General features: G+C 59.3%; 13 protein-coding genes. 6 read left to right on the top strand and 7 right to left on the bottom strand.

The window, feature by feature from the left end; genetic code table 11:
* The first annotated feature begins 284 nt into the window (after positions 1-284).
* A complete protein-coding gene (gltA, locus tag HU759_RS10050) occupies positions 285-1,574 on the top strand; it encodes a citrate synthase (protein ID WP_170039970.1) in 1,290 nt (429 codons plus the stop codon).
* Positions 1,575-1,846: 272 nt separating this feature from the next.
* Here gltA and HU759_RS10045 read toward each other — a convergent pair whose 3' ends face one another.
* The 3 genes from HU759_RS10045 to HU759_RS10035 form a co-directional block, all read right to left on the bottom strand.
* Positions 1,847-3,505 carry a cation acetate symporter gene (locus tag HU759_RS10045; RefSeq protein WP_017134442.1) on the bottom strand — a complete coding sequence of 553 codons (1,659 nt, stop codon included), beginning with the start codon at positions 3,503-3,505 and terminating at the stop codon, positions 1,847-1,849.
* Positions 3,502-3,813, bottom strand: coding sequence for a DUF485 domain-containing protein (locus HU759_RS10040; RefSeq protein ID WP_017134441.1), 312 nt, complete (start codon positions 3,811-3,813; stop codon positions 3,502-3,504). Before HU759_RS10040 ends, HU759_RS10045 begins: the two co-directional genes overlap by 4 nt.
* A gap of 231 nt (positions 3,814-4,044) precedes the next feature.
* Positions 4,045-4,896: a glycine betaine ABC transporter substrate-binding protein gene (locus HU759_RS10035; protein ID WP_017136250.1), complete on the bottom strand. Its 852-nt coding sequence runs from the start codon at positions 4,894-4,896 to the stop codon at positions 4,045-4,047.
* A gap of 332 nt (positions 4,897-5,228) precedes the next feature.
* Between HU759_RS10035 and HU759_RS10030 the strand changes: the two genes are divergently transcribed.
* Positions 5,229-6,782: a glycosyl hydrolase family 17 protein gene (locus HU759_RS10030; RefSeq protein ID WP_186617343.1), complete on the top strand. Its 1,554-nt coding sequence runs from the start codon at positions 5,229-5,231 to the stop codon at positions 6,780-6,782.
* A 113-nt stretch (positions 6,783-6,895) separates the two neighbouring features.
* Here HU759_RS10030 and HU759_RS10025 read toward each other — a convergent pair whose 3' ends face one another.
* Entirely contained in the window at positions 6,896-7,264 is a 369-nt protein-coding gene (locus HU759_RS10025) for a hypothetical protein (RefSeq protein WP_099549028.1), read from the bottom strand.
* Between the two features lie 235 nt (positions 7,265-7,499).
* On the opposite strand from HU759_RS10025, the gene HU759_RS10020 reads away from it, so the two are divergent.
* Positions 7,500-8,798 carry a serine protein kinase PrkA gene (locus tag HU759_RS10020; protein WP_017136247.1) on the top strand — a complete coding sequence of 433 codons (1,299 nt, stop codon included), beginning with the start codon at positions 7,500-7,502 and terminating at the stop codon, positions 8,796-8,798.
* Positions 8,791-9,579, top strand: a complete 789-nt coding sequence (locus tag HU759_RS10015; protein ID WP_017136246.1) for a VacJ family lipoprotein — start codon at positions 8,791-8,793, stop codon at positions 9,577-9,579. The genes HU759_RS10020 and HU759_RS10015 overlap by 8 nt, the downstream gene beginning before the upstream one ends.
* 29 nt (positions 9,580-9,608) lie before the next feature.
* Here HU759_RS10015 and HU759_RS10010 read toward each other — a convergent pair whose 3' ends face one another.
* A complete protein-coding gene (locus tag HU759_RS10010; RefSeq protein WP_186617341.1) occupies positions 9,609-11,606 on the bottom strand; it encodes an FUSC family protein in 1,998 nt (665 codons plus the stop codon).
* Positions 11,607-11,671: 65 nt separating this feature from the next.
* On the bottom strand, positions 11,672-12,577 hold the full coding sequence (locus HU759_RS10005; protein WP_186617339.1) for a DUF808 domain-containing protein: 906 nt from the start codon (positions 12,575-12,577) through the stop codon (positions 11,672-11,674).
* Positions 12,578-12,710: 133 nt separating this feature from the next.
* Between HU759_RS10005 and HU759_RS10000 the strand changes: the two genes are divergently transcribed.
* Complete coding sequence (locus HU759_RS10000; protein ID WP_017136243.1) at positions 12,711-13,316, top strand: TetR/AcrR family transcriptional regulator; 606 nt, start codon at positions 12,711-12,713, stop codon at positions 13,314-13,316.
* A 210-nt stretch (positions 13,317-13,526) separates the two neighbouring features.
* Complete coding sequence (locus tag HU759_RS09995; protein WP_099549031.1) at positions 13,527-13,985, top strand: transposase; 459 nt, start codon at positions 13,527-13,529, stop codon at positions 13,983-13,985.
* Positions 13,986-14,112: 127 nt separating this feature from the next.
* On the opposite strand, the gene HU759_RS09990 is transcribed toward HU759_RS09995, so the two are convergent.
* Positions 14,113-14,553, bottom strand: a complete 441-nt coding sequence (locus tag HU759_RS09990; RefSeq protein ID WP_056857113.1) for a heme-binding protein — start codon at positions 14,551-14,553, stop codon at positions 14,113-14,115.
* Positions 14,554-14,636: the final 83 nt, after the last annotated feature.

Raw genomic sequence — 14,636 nt, 5'->3', positions numbered from 1 at the left:
GGGAGTGCGACCCCCAATGAAAGCAAGCCCAAAAGCCCTTGGCGGTCGGTGGCCGAGTATAGACAGTTAGGTTACTAATGACAACGCGCACTCCTCACCCTAATAGCGGATTGCGCTGGCGGTATAAAAGGCGTAAATGGCAGTCAATTTCGACGAAAAAGTATGGTTAAAGCCTTCTGGAGCAAGACTTTAGGCAAATTGACATCTGGATTTATATCAATATAGTGGTGCGGGCCCTGCGTGGGGGGTCTGTCTGATGATTTGAAGCATAAATAGGAGGCCACATGGCTGACAAAAAAGCGCAGTTGATCATCGAGGGCGCAGCCCCCGTCGAGCTGCCCATTTTAACCGGCACCGTTGGTCCCGATGTTATCGACGTACGGGGCCTGACGGCCACGGGCCGTTTCACATTCGACCCAGGCTTCATGTCGACCGCCTCTTGCGAGTCGAAGATCACCTACATCGATGGTGACAATGGTATTTTGCTGCACCGCGGCTACCCGATTGAACAGTTGGCCGAGAAATCGGACTACCTGGAAACCTGCTACCTGCTGCTGCATGAAGAATTGCCAACAGCTGAGCAGAAAGCCCAGTTCGTCAGCACCGTGAAGAACCACACCATGGTTCACGAGCAGTTGAAGACCTTCTTCAACGGCTTCCGTCGCGACGCCCACCCGATGGCCGTCATGTGCGGTGTAGTCGGCGCCCTGTCGGCCTTCTATCACGACTCCCTGGACATCAATAACCCGCAGCATCGCGAAATTTCCGCGATCCGCCTGGTTGCCAAGATGCCAACCCTGGCCGCAATGGTTTACAAGTACTCCATGGGTCAACCCATGATGTACCCGCGCAACGACCTGACGTACGCGGAAAACTTCCTGCACATGATGTTCAACACCCCGTGCGAGATCAAACCGATCAGCCCGGTGCTGGCCAAGGCGATGGACAAGATTTTCATCCTCCACGCCGACCACGAGCAAAACGCCTCCACCTCCACCGTACGTCTGGCGGGTTCTTCGGGTGCCAACCCGTTCGCCTGTATCGCCGCCGGCATTGCCGCATTGTGGGGCCCTGCCCACGGCGGTGCGAACGAAGCCGTGCTGACCATGCTCGATGAAATCGGCGATGTGTCCAACATCGACAAGTTCATCGCCAAGGCCAAGGACAAGGAAGATCCGTTCAAACTGATGGGCTTCGGTCACCGCGTCTACAAGAACCGTGACCCGCGTGCCACCGTGATGAAACAGACCTGCGACGAAGTGTTGAAGGAGCTGGGCATCAAGAACGATCCGCAACTCGAACTGGCCATGCGCCTGGAAGAGATCGCCCTGACCGACCCTTACTTCATCGAACGCTCGCTGTACCCGAACGTCGACTTCTACTCGGGGATCATCCTCAAGGCGATCGGCATTCCAACCAGCATGTTCACCGTGATCTTCGCCTTGGCACGCACTGTCGGCTGGATCTCGCACTGGAAAGAAATGCTCTCCAGCCCGTACAAGATTGGCCGTCCGCGCCAGCTGTACACCGGCTACGAGTCGCGTGATATCACCAAACTGGAAGATCGCAAGTAAGCATCTAACTATTTGGTCTTAAAAACGGCCTCCTTTCACAAGGAGGCCGTTTTTATTTGTGCAGGAATTGAGCGCAAGACCGGAGGCCAGCGCCAACCGGGACGCAGAGCGTCCATGGCTGTATTCCCACGCAGAGCATGGGAACGATCGGCGTAGAGGCACTTTATTGATGCAAGCGTTGAGAAACTGTTTTGTGAAATCCGTTACCAATAAAAGCAAAAAAATGCCCCGATCTCACGACCGGGGCATTTTTTTTGTAGCCGTTACAAATCTTAGTGGTTTACCGCCCCACTCGCCCCCAGGCCAGTCTGCGAACGCACAAACTGCGGGAAGTACAGCGCACGCTCTTTCTCTGCCGCCGCCGACTTGTCGGTGATGGAGAAGAACCAGATGCCGACGAACGCAATGATCATCGAGAACAGCGCTGGGTATTCGTAAGGGAAGATCGCTTTTTCATGGTGCAGGATCGACACCCAGATGGTCGGGCCAAGGATCATCAGGCCGACGGCACTGATCAAGCCCAGCCAGCCGCCAATCATGGCGCCACGGGTGGTGAGGTTTTTCCAGTACATGGAAAGCAGCAGCACCGGGAAGTTACAGCTGGCAGCAATCGAGAACGCCAAGCCGACCATGAACGCGATGTTCTGGCTTTCGAACAGGATACCCAGGCCGATCGCCAACACGCCCAACGCCACGGTGGTGATCTTCGACACGCGAATCTCATCTTTCTCGTTGGCCTTGCCCTTCTTGATCACACTGGCGTACAGGTCATGGGACACCGCCGAAGCACCGGCCAGGGTCAAACCGGCAACCACTGCCAGGATGGTGGCAAACGCCACGGCCGAGATGAAGCCGAGGAAAATGCTGCCACCCACCGCGTTGGCCAGGTGCACCGCCGCCATGTTGTTACCGCCGAGCAAGGCACCTGCAGCATCCTTGAACGCCGGGTTGGTGCTCACCAGCAGGATCGCGCCAAAGCCGATGATAAACGTCAGGATATAGAAGTAGCCGATGAAACCGGTGGCATACAGCACGCTCTTACGCGCTTCCTTGGCGTCACTGACGGTGAAGAAGCGCATCAGGATGTGCGGCAGGCCGGCCGTACCGAACATCAGCGCCAGGCCCAGCGAGAATGCCGAAATCGGATCTTTTACCAAGCCGCCGGGACTCATGATCGCCTCACCTTTAGGGTGAACCTTGATCGCCTCGGAAAACAGCATGTTGAAGTCGAAGTTGACGTGCTTCATCACCATCAACGCCATGAACGAAGCACCGGACAGCAACAGCACCGCCTTGATGATTTGCACCCAAGTGGTTGCCAGCATGCCGCCAAACAGCACATACATGCACATCAGGATACCCACCAGGATCACCGCTACGTGGTAGTCCAGACCGAACAGCAGCTGAATCAGCTTGCCCGCCCCTACCATTTGCGCGATCAGGTAGAACGCCACCACCACCAGCGAGCCACAGGCCGACAGACTGCGGATCTGGGTTTGCCCCAGGCGATAGGACGCCACGTCGGCAAAGGTGTACTTGCCCAGGTTACGCAGGCGCTCGGCGATCAGGAACAGAATAATCGGCCAGCCCACCAGGAAGCCGATCGAGTAGATCAGGCCATCGTAGCCGGAGGTGAACACCAGTGCGGAAATCCCCAGGAAGGACGCCGCCGACATGTAGTCGCCGGCAATCGCCAGGCCGTTCTGGAAACCGGTGATCTTGCCGCCGGCCGCATAGTAGTCGGCCGCCGACTTGTTGCGTTTGGACGCCCAGTAGGTGATGCACAACGTCGCGCCGACGAAGACCACGAACATCAGGATCGCTGCAACGTTCAGCGGTTGTTTGTGCACTTCACCGGTCAATGCATCCGCCGCCCAAACGGCGGGCGCAAAGACCGAAGCGCCAAGTACAGCCAATAGACGACGGATCATTGCGCAGCCTCCTTGAGAATCGCATTGTTCAGGTCGTCGAATTCGCCGTTGGCGCGTCGTACATAGATGCCGGTGAGGACAAAGGCCGAGACAATCAGGCCGACCCCGATGGGGATGCCCCAGGTGATGGATGAGCCGGGGCTGAGTTTGGCCCCCAGTATTTGTGGCCCGTAGGCAATCAACAGGATGAAAGCGGAGTAAAGCCCTAGCATGATCGCCGAGAGAATCCAGGCGAACCTTTCCCTTTTTCTGACCAGCTCCTTGAAACGCGGGCTGTTTTGAATCGAGAGGTAAATGCTGTCGTTCATTGTTTTTATCCTCGCAGCACAGCTTTTTATTATTTTGGAACATATCCACTGTATGCGGCTGCGGAACAGGTTCCAGACGACCTTAGTAGTAGAGGGAGTGTAGCGAGGGTTTACGGGCGTGCGAGGCTAATGTGGGAGCGGGCTTGCCCGCGATGGCGGTGTATCAGTCAAAACATCTGTGACTTATACGCTGCCATCGCGGGCAAGCCCGCTCCCACAAGGGTTAGTGCTTTATTTTGCGGTCCACTCGGCGACACGTTCAGGGTGCTTGGCGACCCAATCCTTGGCCGCGGCATCAGGCTTGGCGCCCTCTTGAATTGCCAGCATCACTTCGCCGATTTCGTCCTTGGAGGCCCACTGGAATTTCTTCAGGAAAGCGGCGACTTCCGGCGCTTTCTTCTCCAGGCCCTTGCTGCCGATGCTGTTGACGGTCTCAGCAGCACCATAAATCCCTTTTGGGTCGTCCAGAAAGCGCAGTTTCCACTTGGCGAACATCCAGTGTGGCACCCAGCCGGTCACCGCAATGGATTCCTGCTTGTCTTCGGCACGGGTCAGCTCGGCGATCATCGCAGCGCCCGAACTGGCTTGCAGTTTGTAGTCCAGGCCATAGGCCTTGATGGCTTCGTCGGTCTTGAGCATCACGCCTGAACCGGCGTCGATGCCGACGATCTTGTTCTTGAAGGTGGTGTCGGTCTTGAGGTCTTCGATGGACTTGGCTTTAACGTACTCCGGCACGATCAGGCCAATTTTGGCATCCTTGAAGTTGGGGCCGTAGTCGACCACCTTGTCCTTGTTCTTGGTCCAGTATTCACCGTGAGTCACGGGCAGCCAGGCGGAGAGCATGGCGTCGAGTTTGCCGGTAGCTACGCCCTGCCACATGATCCCGGTGGCGACCGCTTGCAGTTTCACGTCGTAACCGAGTTTTTCCCTGATCACCTCGGCTGCCACATGGGTCGTGGCAACGCTGTCGGACCAACCATCTACATAGCCGATGCTCAGGGTTTTGCTGTCGGCGCTGGCCAGTGTGGAGCCCATCGCAACTACCAGAGTGGCAGCTGCGCCCAAGAGTCGTCGCATCTTCATAATACTTCCCCGAAAGTGCTGCGCTCGGCGGATGCCGAGCGACGTCAACCTGTTGTTATAGGGTGCATCGCGCCCCCTTCACGCGCGTCGATCACGGTGGTGCGCCGCCAGTGGAGTGCTGACACTTCGATCATCAACCTGCCGGGGCCTTGGACCTGCTCTGTCAGCGACCTCGGGTAAGCAAGAAACGACATCACATCGCCAGCAGGACAGTTCTTAGGACTTGGCGTCAATTTCCCGCCCGAACTTTGCATGTCTAAATTATGCAGCCCCACTGGGACGGGCTAAATCCGGGTAAGATGCGCGCCTTTGCTCCCCCAGATAAGCTGACCATGCCCGCGACTGCCCGCTTTCCTGCCCTGCCCTATTTCTGCGCCTTGATCCTCGGCGTGCTTGCCCTCGTCGGCTATTGGTACGGCCTTGGCCGACCGGTGGTGTTGCCGGATGTGGCCAGTGCCAGCCACAAGATGCAATGCGCGTCCTACACGCCGTTCGACAAGGACCAGTCGCCGTTCGACCAGCCGTTCAAACTGCGCCCTGAGCGCATGGACGCCGACCTGGCGCTGCTGGCCACCCGTTTTGAATGCATCCGCACTTATTCCATGACCGGCCTGGAAGCCCTGCCTGGCATGGCGCGCAAGCATGGTTTGAAGGTGATGGCCGGCGCTTGGGTCAGCAGTGACCCGGTGGCCACCGAAAAAGAAATCAAAGAACTGATTGCTGCTGCCAATGCCAACCCCGATGTGGTCACTTCGGTGATCGTCGGTAACGAGGCCCTGCTGCGCAAGGAAGTCACCGCCAAGCAGTTGGTGACGCTGATCCATCAGGTCAAAAGCCAGATCAAGCAGCCGGTCACTTATGCCGATGTGTGGGAGTTCTGGCTGCAACACCCGGAAATCGCCCCGGCGGTGGATTTCCTGACCATTCACCTGCTGCCCTACTGGGAAGATGACCCGTCGGGCATCGACCAGGCCCTCAAGCATGTTGGGGATGTGCGCCAGACCTTTGGCAACAAATTCGCCCCTAAAGATGTGCTGATCGGCGAGACCGGCTGGCCCAGCGAAGGCCGCCAGCGCGAAACCGCGGTGCCGAGCCGGGTCAACGAGGCCAAGTTCATGCGTGGTTTTGTGGCCATGGCCGAGGCCAATGGCTGGCGCTACAACCTGATCGAAGCGTTTGACCAGCCGTGGAAACGCGCCAGCGAAGGTGCAGTCGGTGGTTACTGGGGCTTGTTTGACGCCGACCGCCAGGACAAGGGCATCCTTGCCGGGCCGGTGAGTAACGTGCCGTATTGGCCGCTGTGGCTGGGCATCGGCGGCCTGATTCTGCTGGGCACTCTGGCACTGGGCGGTCGGGTGCGCAGCGCGCGTGCCGCATTCATGCTGCCATTACTCGGCGTAGTGGCCGCCTGCTCCATTGGCACCTGGGCCGAGCTGACCCGTGTCACAGCACGTTTCAACGATGAATGGGTGTGGGCGGGCTTACTGGTGGTGTTGAACCTGTTGGTACTTGCCCATGCCGCGCTGGCTTTAAGCGCTCGGGAAGCTTGGCGGGAACGCGCCTTCACTTGGCTGGAGCAACGCGCAGGTTGGCTGGTGGCAATTGCCGGGTTCGCCGGTGCAGTGATGATGCTGGCGCTGGTGTTTGACCCGCGCTATCGCAGCTTCCCAAGTGCGGCACTGGTATTGCCGGCACTGGTTTACCTGGTTCGCCCGGTCACCGGCCCGCGTCGGGAGATTGCGCTGCTGGCCTTCATTATTGGCGCCGGCATTGCGCCGCAGCTGTATCGCGAAGGCTTGCTGAACCAGCAGGCGTGGGGTTGGGCGGTGGTCAGCGGGTTGATGGTTGTAGCGTTGTGGCGTTGCTTGCGGGTGCGCAAAGCTTAAAAATGCTATCGCAGGCAAGCCAGCTCCCACATTCGACCGCATTCCATGGGATGCACCCAATCTAATGTGGGAACTGGCTTGTCGAATCGTCGCACCGCTGCGATGAGGCTCTATCAGACGCCCCGAGGCTTCCTGACCAACCGCAACCCCGCAATCACCACCGCAAACACCGCAAACGTGGTGTTATACAACGCCAGTGCCGGCAACCCGAACACCATCCCCAACACCGCCAAACCCCAGCCCGCTCGCCCCGGCACAAAAAACGCCAGCACCGACGTAACCAATGCGGCCCAGCCCAATACCTTGAAGTGAATCATCAGCCCCAGGTTCGAGCGCAACTGGCATTCCCAGCGGCTGGCCTCGTCAACGCAGACCCCCACCCACTGGCCATCTTCCATAAACCCGTAACGGGCGCCATAACTGGCGGCCAACCATAACGGCAGGGCAATAAGCAGCAGGATCAGTGGCAAACGACGGGACATGGGGTACTCCGATAGGCAAAAACGGCGCTCAGCTTAATGCGCCGGCAGCCGTTAGCAAGGCGCATACACACAATTAGTGTTCATCAATGCATGGCAACGTGTATCTTCTGGCTACTATTACCCCGATTCCGTGGTTTTTTCCGACTTTTAGTGCCGAGGGCTGGCACTTCGGTGGCAACGCGGTGGTCATAGCCTGCGAACTTCATTCAGCACGTTTCCTCTTAGGGATTAAGTCATGCTCCGTTCCTTGCGCTGCGCTGCCTTGCTGGGCAGCCTATTTTTGAGTGCGTCAGCACTGGCCGTCGATATCGACCCAGCCAGCTATGGCTACCCTTTGACCAACCCGTTCGAAGCGACTATCGCCACCACTCCGCCGAATCTGCGCCCGCAATTGCCGAGCGACGACGAGATCAACCAGTCCGACTACAGCCTGACCATGCGCCCTGAGCGCCAGTTCAGCCTGCCGGACAACTTCTGGGCGGTGAAGAAACTCACCTACCGCATCGCCAAGCAAGACCACGCCGCACCGCTGATTTTCCTGATTTCCGGCACCGGTGCGCGGTATGACAGCAGCATCAACGAATACCTCAAAAAGCTCTATTACAAAGCCGGCTACCACGTGGTCCAGTTGTCCTCGCCCACCAGCTTCGACTTCATCGCCGCGGCTTCGCGCTTCGCCACTCCCGGCATTACCCAGGAAGACGCCGAAGACATGTACCGCGTGATGCAGGCGGTGCGCGCGCAGAACTCCACGCTGCCGGTGACCGACTACTACCTCTCCGGCTACAGCCTGGGCGCTTTGGACGCGGCATTTGTGAGCAAGCTCGACGAGACCCGCCGCAGCTTCAACTTCAAGAAAGTGCTGCTGCTCAACCCGCCGGTCAACCTCTACACCTCGATCACCAACCTCGACAAGCTGGTACAGACCGAGGTCAAGGGCATCAACAACACCACCACGTTTTATGAGCTGGTGCTGAGCAAGCTGACCCGTTACTTCCAGCAAAAAGGCTACATCGACCTCAACGATGCCCTGCTCTATGACTTCCAGCAGTCCAAGCAGCACTTGACCAACGAACAGATGGCGATGCTGATCGGCACCTCGTTCCGCTTCTCGGCGGCCGACATTGCCTTCACCTCGGACCTGATCAACCGTCGCGGCCTTATCATCCCGCCGAAATACCCGATCACCGAAGGCACCAGCCTCACGCCGTTCCTCAAGCGTGCGCTGCAATGCGATTTCGACTGCTACCTCACCGAACAAGTGATCCCGATGTGGCGCGCGCGCTCCGACGGCGGCAGCCTGCTGCAACTGATCGATCAGGTCAGCCTGTATGCCCTCAAGGACTACCTGCACGACAGCCCGAAAATTGCCGTGATGCACAACGCCGACGACTTGATCCTCGGCCCTGGCGACCTGGGTTTCCTGCGTAAAACCTTCGGCGATCGCTTGACCGTCTACCCGTTGGGCGGCCACTGCGGCAACCTCAATTACCGCGTCAACGCCGACGCCATGCTGGAGTTCTTCCGTGGCTAAATATCTTCTGCTGCTTGCCGCCTTGATGTGCGCAGGCGTGGCCAATGCCGACAACAGCAAGGCCCACGAGCCGGTCAAAGTCGGCGCCGACGGCTTCAAGGAACCGCTGACCAAACTCAAGTTCAACCCGGGCCTGGACCAGCGTGAATTCGAGCGTTCATCACTGACGGCACTTAACGTCTATGACCCGCTGGAGTCGTGGAACCGCCGCGTGTACCACTTCAACTACCGCTTCGACCAATGGGTGTTCCTGCCGGTGGTCAACGGCTACACCTACGTCACTCCCAGCTTCCTGCGTACCGGTGTGAGCAACTTCTTCAACAACCTGGGCGATGTGCCCAACCTGGTGAACAGCCTGTTGCAACTCAAGGGCCACCGCTCCCTGGAAACCACCGGGCGCCTGCTGCTCAACACCACCATCGGCATCGCCGGCCTGTGGGACCCGGCCACCGCCATGGGCCTGCCGCGCCAGAGCGAAGACTTCGGCCAGACCCTGGGCTTCTACGGCGTCCCTGGCGGCGCCTACCTGGTGCTGCCGATCTTCGGGCCCTCGAACCTGCGTGACACTACCGGCCTGATCGTCGACTACGGCGCCGAGACCGAGATCAACTTCCTCAACGTCTCCAAGGTCAGCGAAAACCACCCGGAAATCTGGGCTTTGCGCGCCGTCGACAAGCGCTACCAGACCAGCTTCCGCTACGGTCAGATGAACTCGCCGTTTGAGTATGAAAAGGTGCGCTACATCTATACCGAGTCGCGCAAGTTGCAGATCGCCGAGTAACCTCCCTGCAGGAGCTGGTTCGCCAGCTCCTACTGCTCAACGCCCCGTTGACACCATTTCTGCCAGGTAAACCGCAACTGCAGCACCGCCGCCCTGGCCATCTCCCGATCCTGCTCCGTCAACCCCGACGGCTGCTCAAGTGCTTGAAGCAGTGCAGCACTTGGCCCATCCAGCATCCCCGCCGTTGCCAAGCCTGGCCCCGCGTGCCTGAGTATCACCGCCAACTGCCGCAGATAATTATCACGCTCGCCAGCCAAGGCGCCCTGGCTGCCCGCAAGGCTTGCACGCAACTCCAGCAACTCATCACCCAGGTCCAACCCGAGCAGGCCATTATCCCAATGGGTACGACGCTCGGCGGGCAAGGTTTGGCTGTAGCGTGACAGGCGAATCAAGCGATCGGCCATGCGCCCGCCAAACCAGCTCTCGGCTTGCTCCAGAGGGCGCGAAGTCAACTGCGCCAAATCGAACAACGAAGCCTTGAACATACGCCGGTAGTGTCGCTCGCCAGGGTTGAGCTGGATCAGGCGAAACACCAGCACCGCAATCCCGACGCCCACCAAGGTCGCGATGGCCTTGTTGAGGAAGGCGGCAATGTCGTAGCTCATCAGGTTACTCGGCCCGACGTTGTTGACGAAAAAGATGCAAAACGCCGAGGCTGTGGCGGCCAGCTTTACCCGGCTCATGCACAGCGAGGCGAAAAACAACGGCACGCCTAATGCCACGCATAACAGCGCGAAAGCATCAAACCCGGGCAACAAGGCAAAGCGCACAAAGCCGGCTATCGGGATCGACAGCGCAATGCCCTTGAGAAAATTGAGGCCCGACGCAGAAGGGTTTTCCCGTGCGGCAAACAGGCTCAAGACCACGCCGCTGATCGACACTGCGCCCAGGCCCGAGGGCCAGTCGGTAAAAATCCAGAATGCCGCAACGGCCAGAAACGCCAAGGCACTGCGCAGCCCACCGAGCACGCCTTGCTCGATATCCCGATGCCAGGACAGGGCGCCTGGCGCACCGGGCGGCACCCTGCCAGCTTCGACGGCCGCCAGGGTCAATGCGCCCACATCGATCAAGCGCAGCACCTCGGCCAATTGCACCAGGCAAAAGTGCGCCTCCGCGCTCAAACCTGGATCACCCAGCGCCAACCTCAGGCGCTGCGAGAGTGCAGGCAGCGCATCGGGCCGCTCTTGCTGTAGCGTCGCGGCCACCTCGTCCACCCAAGGCGCCACGCGGGTCGCATCTTCCAGCATCAGTCGCTGCCGTGCCACGCCGCGGGCCGCGCGCAAGAGTCCCAGCAAGTCCCGGCTCAGCACCCGCAGCGCCTGGGATCTGCGCCGGCCCTTGGGGCCTTCGAACCAGGCATGGTCACGCTGGGCATCAACTGCAACCAAACGGCCCAGTGCTTCGAGCAACCCCTTGCGCTGATCGGTGCCCAGCAGCTCCGACGCCGCGGCGCGCAGGCCCGCCTGCCAGGCCGCACGGCCTTGAACCGCCAGCGTCTGCTCAACCCGGCGCGGCCATAAAATCGTGCTGGCGATAGACGCGCAGAGAATCCCCAGGCTGATTTCCTGGCAACGGGCTACCGCCTCATCGAAAACCCCAAGCGGCGCCGCAGTCGCAGGCAGCGCGATAATCGCCGTGGTGTAGCCCGCCAGCACAAACCCATAAGAGGCGTGATTGCGCAGCAACGACGCGCCTGTGGTGCAAAACGCCAACCACAACGCCATGCACAGTAGAAACAACAAAGGCGCTTGGCCGAAGACAGCAATCATCACCACCGAAGCCGCCGCGCCCACAAACGTGCCCAGTAACCGATAGGCACCCTTGGCCAAGACCATGCCGCTGGTGGACTGGCCGACGATAAATACCGTGGTCAGCGCCCATTGCGGCTGCTGCAAGTCCAAGCAAAAGGCCAGATACAACGCGACCCCGCCGGCGATCATGTTGCGCAACGCAAACAGCAGATCGTCCCGCGAGGGCGCCAGGGTGGCTTGCCAGAAGTCAGGCAGTTGAAACGTGGAAAGCTTCATTCAGCGAACACATAGATAGCTAGCTAATGATTAGCATAGTATCTATATGCCCGCCGAATGCCAATCTAGCGTTTCAGCGCGCGCCACACTTTGCCTACCAGTGAAACCACGGCCAGCACCAGCGCCCCGGCAATAATCCCGGCCACTGCGTTGAGCAACGTAGGCATCAACCACGCCACCGCGCCGACACTCTGGCTGAGCGTCTCGATCCAGTGATGCACCGCCGGCACGCCATGGGTGAGTATGCCGCCGCCGACCATGAACATCGCCGCTGTGCCGATCACCGACAGACTTTTCATCATGTAAGGCGCGGCGCGCAAGATCGCCCCACCGATACTGCGAGCCGCCTGGCCGGGCTTTTGCGTCAGCCACAGACCCAGGTCATCGAGCTTGACGATACCGGCCACCAGCCCGTACACGCCAATGGTCATGACAATGGCGATGCCCGACAGCACTATCACTTGCTGCATCAAAGGCGCATCCGCAACGGTACCCAGGGTGATGGCGATGATTTCCGCCGAGAGGATGAAATCGGTGCGAATTGCACCTTTGATCTTGTCCTTCTCAAATGCCACCAAGTCAGTCGCCGGATCAGCCACGGCTTCAACCAGGTGAGCCTGTTCTTCGGTGCGTTTATGCAAGAAGGTGTGCGCAAGCTTCTCAAAGCCTTCAAAACACAAATAGGCGCCGCCGAGCATCAACAGCGGCGTGACCGCCCACGGCGCAAAGGCGCTGATCAGCAATGCCGCCGGCACCAGGATCAGTTTGTTGACAAACGACCCCTTGGCCACCGCCCACACCACAGGGATTTCCCGCTCGGCGCGCACGCCGGAAACCTGCTGGGCGTTAAGTGCCAAGTCATCGCCCAGCACGCCGGCGGTCTTCTTGGCGGCCATTTTGGTCATCAGCGCAACGTCATCGAGTACGGCGGCGATATCGTCGATCAATACCAACAAGCTGCTTCCTGCCATCAATCGGGCTTCCATAAGAATGAGAAACGCCGAGCATAGCGCGGCGCAAAGCTTTACGGGCGCATTCTTGAGGCTCGCGGATAGCCGGTGCTACCATGCACAACCGCCGATCTGGCAAGGAAACTCCTGGTTTATGAGCACCATTCGCGAGCGCAATAAAGAAAAGATCCTGCGGGCGGCCAGCGAGGAGTTTGCCGACAAGGGCTTCGCCGCGACCAAAACCAGCGACATCGCCGCCAAGGCCGGGCTGCCCAAGCCCAACGTCTATTACTACTTCAGGTCCAAGGACAACCTCTACCGAGAGGTGCTCGAAAGCATTATCGAGCCGATCCTGGCCGCCTCCACACCGTTCAACCCCGAGGGCGAGCCGTCGGTGGTGCTGAGCAACTACATCCGCTCGAAAATCCGCATCTCCCGCGATTTGCCGTTTGCATCCAAGGTGTTTGCCAGCGAAATCATGCACGGCGCCCCGCACCTGAGCCCCGAGCAGATCGAGCAGCTCAACGCCCAGGCCAAGCACAACATCAACTGCATCCAAAGCTGGGTAGATCGCGGCCTGATCGCCGCCATAGACCCCAACCACCTGATGTTCAGCATCTGGGCGGCGACGCAGACGTATGCCGATTTTGACTGGCAGATATCGGCGGTGACCGGCAAAGCCAAGCTGGATGAGGCGGATTATGAGGCGGCGGCGCAAACGATTATTCGGTTGGTGTTGAAGGGGTGTGAGTTGGGCTGATGGACCGAGGTGCCGGTGCTATTCGCGAGCAAGCCCGCTCCCACATTTTGATCCGCGCGAGACATAAATTGTATTAACACCGCAGACCCCATGTGGGAGCGGGCTTGCTCGCGAAAGCGCCCATCCAGACACATCCTGCCAAAAGCCTGCCGATCAGCATCAGCCACCGAGATCTAGCCTCTCAGAACCCATCTGAAGAGAGGCCATGGAATGCCTGATCTAGCGACTTCACACCGCCTGCGCATCGGGCGGTTCAGCGAACCGAACCGCGTCTACCTGATCACCACCAACACCCAGGAGCGAGTCCCACTATTCGGCGACTTTCACCTCGGCCGCCTGGTGGTCTGGCAGTTCAGACTGGCCCAATACCAAGGCCTGGCTAATTCATTGGCCTGGGTGGTGATGCCAGACCATTTCCACTGGCTGATCGAACTGCAAAAAGGCTCGTTGGGGGATTTGATGTGTCAGGTGAAATCCAAAAGTACGCGATCGGTGAATGGTGCAACCGGGCGCAAGGGCCGGCTTTGGCAAACCGGTTTTCATGATCGGGCACTGCGCAGGGAGGATGATTTGGTAAAAATGGCCAGGTATGTGGTGGCCAATCCACTGCGAGCAGGGTTGGTAGAGCGGATTGGCGACTATCCGTTGTGGGATGCGATTTGGGTTTAAAGCCAAGACCGGGTCGCCGCCTTCGCGAGCAAGCCCGCTCCCACACTTGACCGAGTTCCACCTTTGGAATGCAGCCAAGTGTGGGAGCGGGCTTGCTCGCGAAGAGGCCCTTACAGTCACCACAGAATCAAGCAGAAACCCCCGCATCTGCCAACAACCCCACCCCCTCAATCGCCGTAATCGCGCACTGCTCATCGATATCCGAGGTATCGCCGCTGATCCCGATCGCCCCCAGCACCAGCCCGTCATGATTGCGAATCAACACCCCACCCGGTGCCGGCACCACGCTGCCCTGCCCCAGGCTGTTCAACGCGGCGATAAACGCCGGGCGCTGCTGTGCGTCCAGCGCCAGCAGGCGCGAGCCCTTGCCCAGTGCAATCGCGCCCCAGGCCTTGCCGATGGCGATTTGTGGGCGCAGCAGGCTGGCGCCGTCTTCGCGTTGCAGGGTGATCAAGTGGCCGCCGCTGTCGAGCACCGCGATGGTCAGCGGCGCAGCCGAGATCGTGCGGCCAGCGGTGAGGGCCTGGCTGGCCAGTTGGGTGGCAAGTTTCAAGGTTAAAGCGCTCATGGTGCCGTCCTTCTTTTGTTATTGGGAATGCGGTGGGGGTCTGTTTGATCAGATGCTCGATCAAACAAATAGAACACAATGAC

The organism is Pseudomonas sp. OE 28.3 (assembly GCF_014268205.2).
GTDB classification, from domain to species: domain Bacteria; phylum Pseudomonadota; class Gammaproteobacteria; order Pseudomonadales; family Pseudomonadaceae; genus Aquipseudomonas; species Aquipseudomonas edaphica.
Note: the sequence above shows the minus strand (reverse complement) of the source record. Positions and strands in the feature narration are given on the sequence as shown.

What these genes read in the sequence shown, in the direction of transcription:
- HU759_RS10030 (WP_186617343.1), top strand. Translation starts at nt 5,229, where the DNA reads ATGCCCGCGACTGCCCGCTTTCCTGCCCTGCCCTATTTCTGCGCCTTG.
- HU759_RS09995 (WP_099549031.1), top strand. Translation starts at nt 13,527, where the DNA reads ATGCCTGATCTAGCGACTTCACACCGCCTGCGCATCGGGCGGTTCAGC.
- HU759_RS10025 (WP_099549028.1), bottom strand. Translation starts at nt 7,264, where the DNA reads ATGTCCCGTCGTTTGCCACTGATCCTGCTGCTTATTGCCCTGCCGTTA.
- HU759_RS10005 (WP_186617339.1), bottom strand. Translation starts at nt 12,577, where the DNA reads ATGGCAGGAAGCAGCTTGTTGGTATTGATCGACGATATCGCCGCCGTA.
- HU759_RS10040 (WP_017134441.1), bottom strand. Translation starts at nt 3,813, where the DNA reads ATGAACGACAGCATTTACCTCTCGATTCAAAACAGCCCGCGTTTCAAG.
- HU759_RS10010 (WP_186617341.1), bottom strand. Translation starts at nt 11,606, where the DNA reads ATGAAGCTTTCCACGTTTCAACTGCCTGACTTCTGGCAAGCCACCCTG.
- HU759_RS10020 (WP_017136247.1), top strand. Translation starts at nt 7,500, where the DNA reads ATGCTCCGTTCCTTGCGCTGCGCTGCCTTGCTGGGCAGCCTATTTTTG.
- HU759_RS09990 (WP_056857113.1), bottom strand. Translation starts at nt 14,553, where the DNA reads ATGAGCGCTTTAACCTTGAAACTTGCCACCCAACTGGCCAGCCAGGCC.
- HU759_RS10000 (WP_017136243.1), top strand. Translation starts at nt 12,711, where the DNA reads ATGAGCACCATTCGCGAGCGCAATAAAGAAAAGATCCTGCGGGCGGCC.
- HU759_RS10035 (WP_017136250.1), bottom strand. Translation starts at nt 4,896, where the DNA reads ATGAAGATGCGACGACTCTTGGGCGCAGCTGCCACTCTGGTAGTTGCG.
- HU759_RS10045 (WP_017134442.1), bottom strand. Translation starts at nt 3,505, where the DNA reads ATGATCCGTCGTCTATTGGCTGTACTTGGCGCTTCGGTCTTTGCGCCC.
- gltA (WP_170039970.1), top strand. Translation starts at nt 285, where the DNA reads ATGGCTGACAAAAAAGCGCAGTTGATCATCGAGGGCGCAGCCCCCGTC.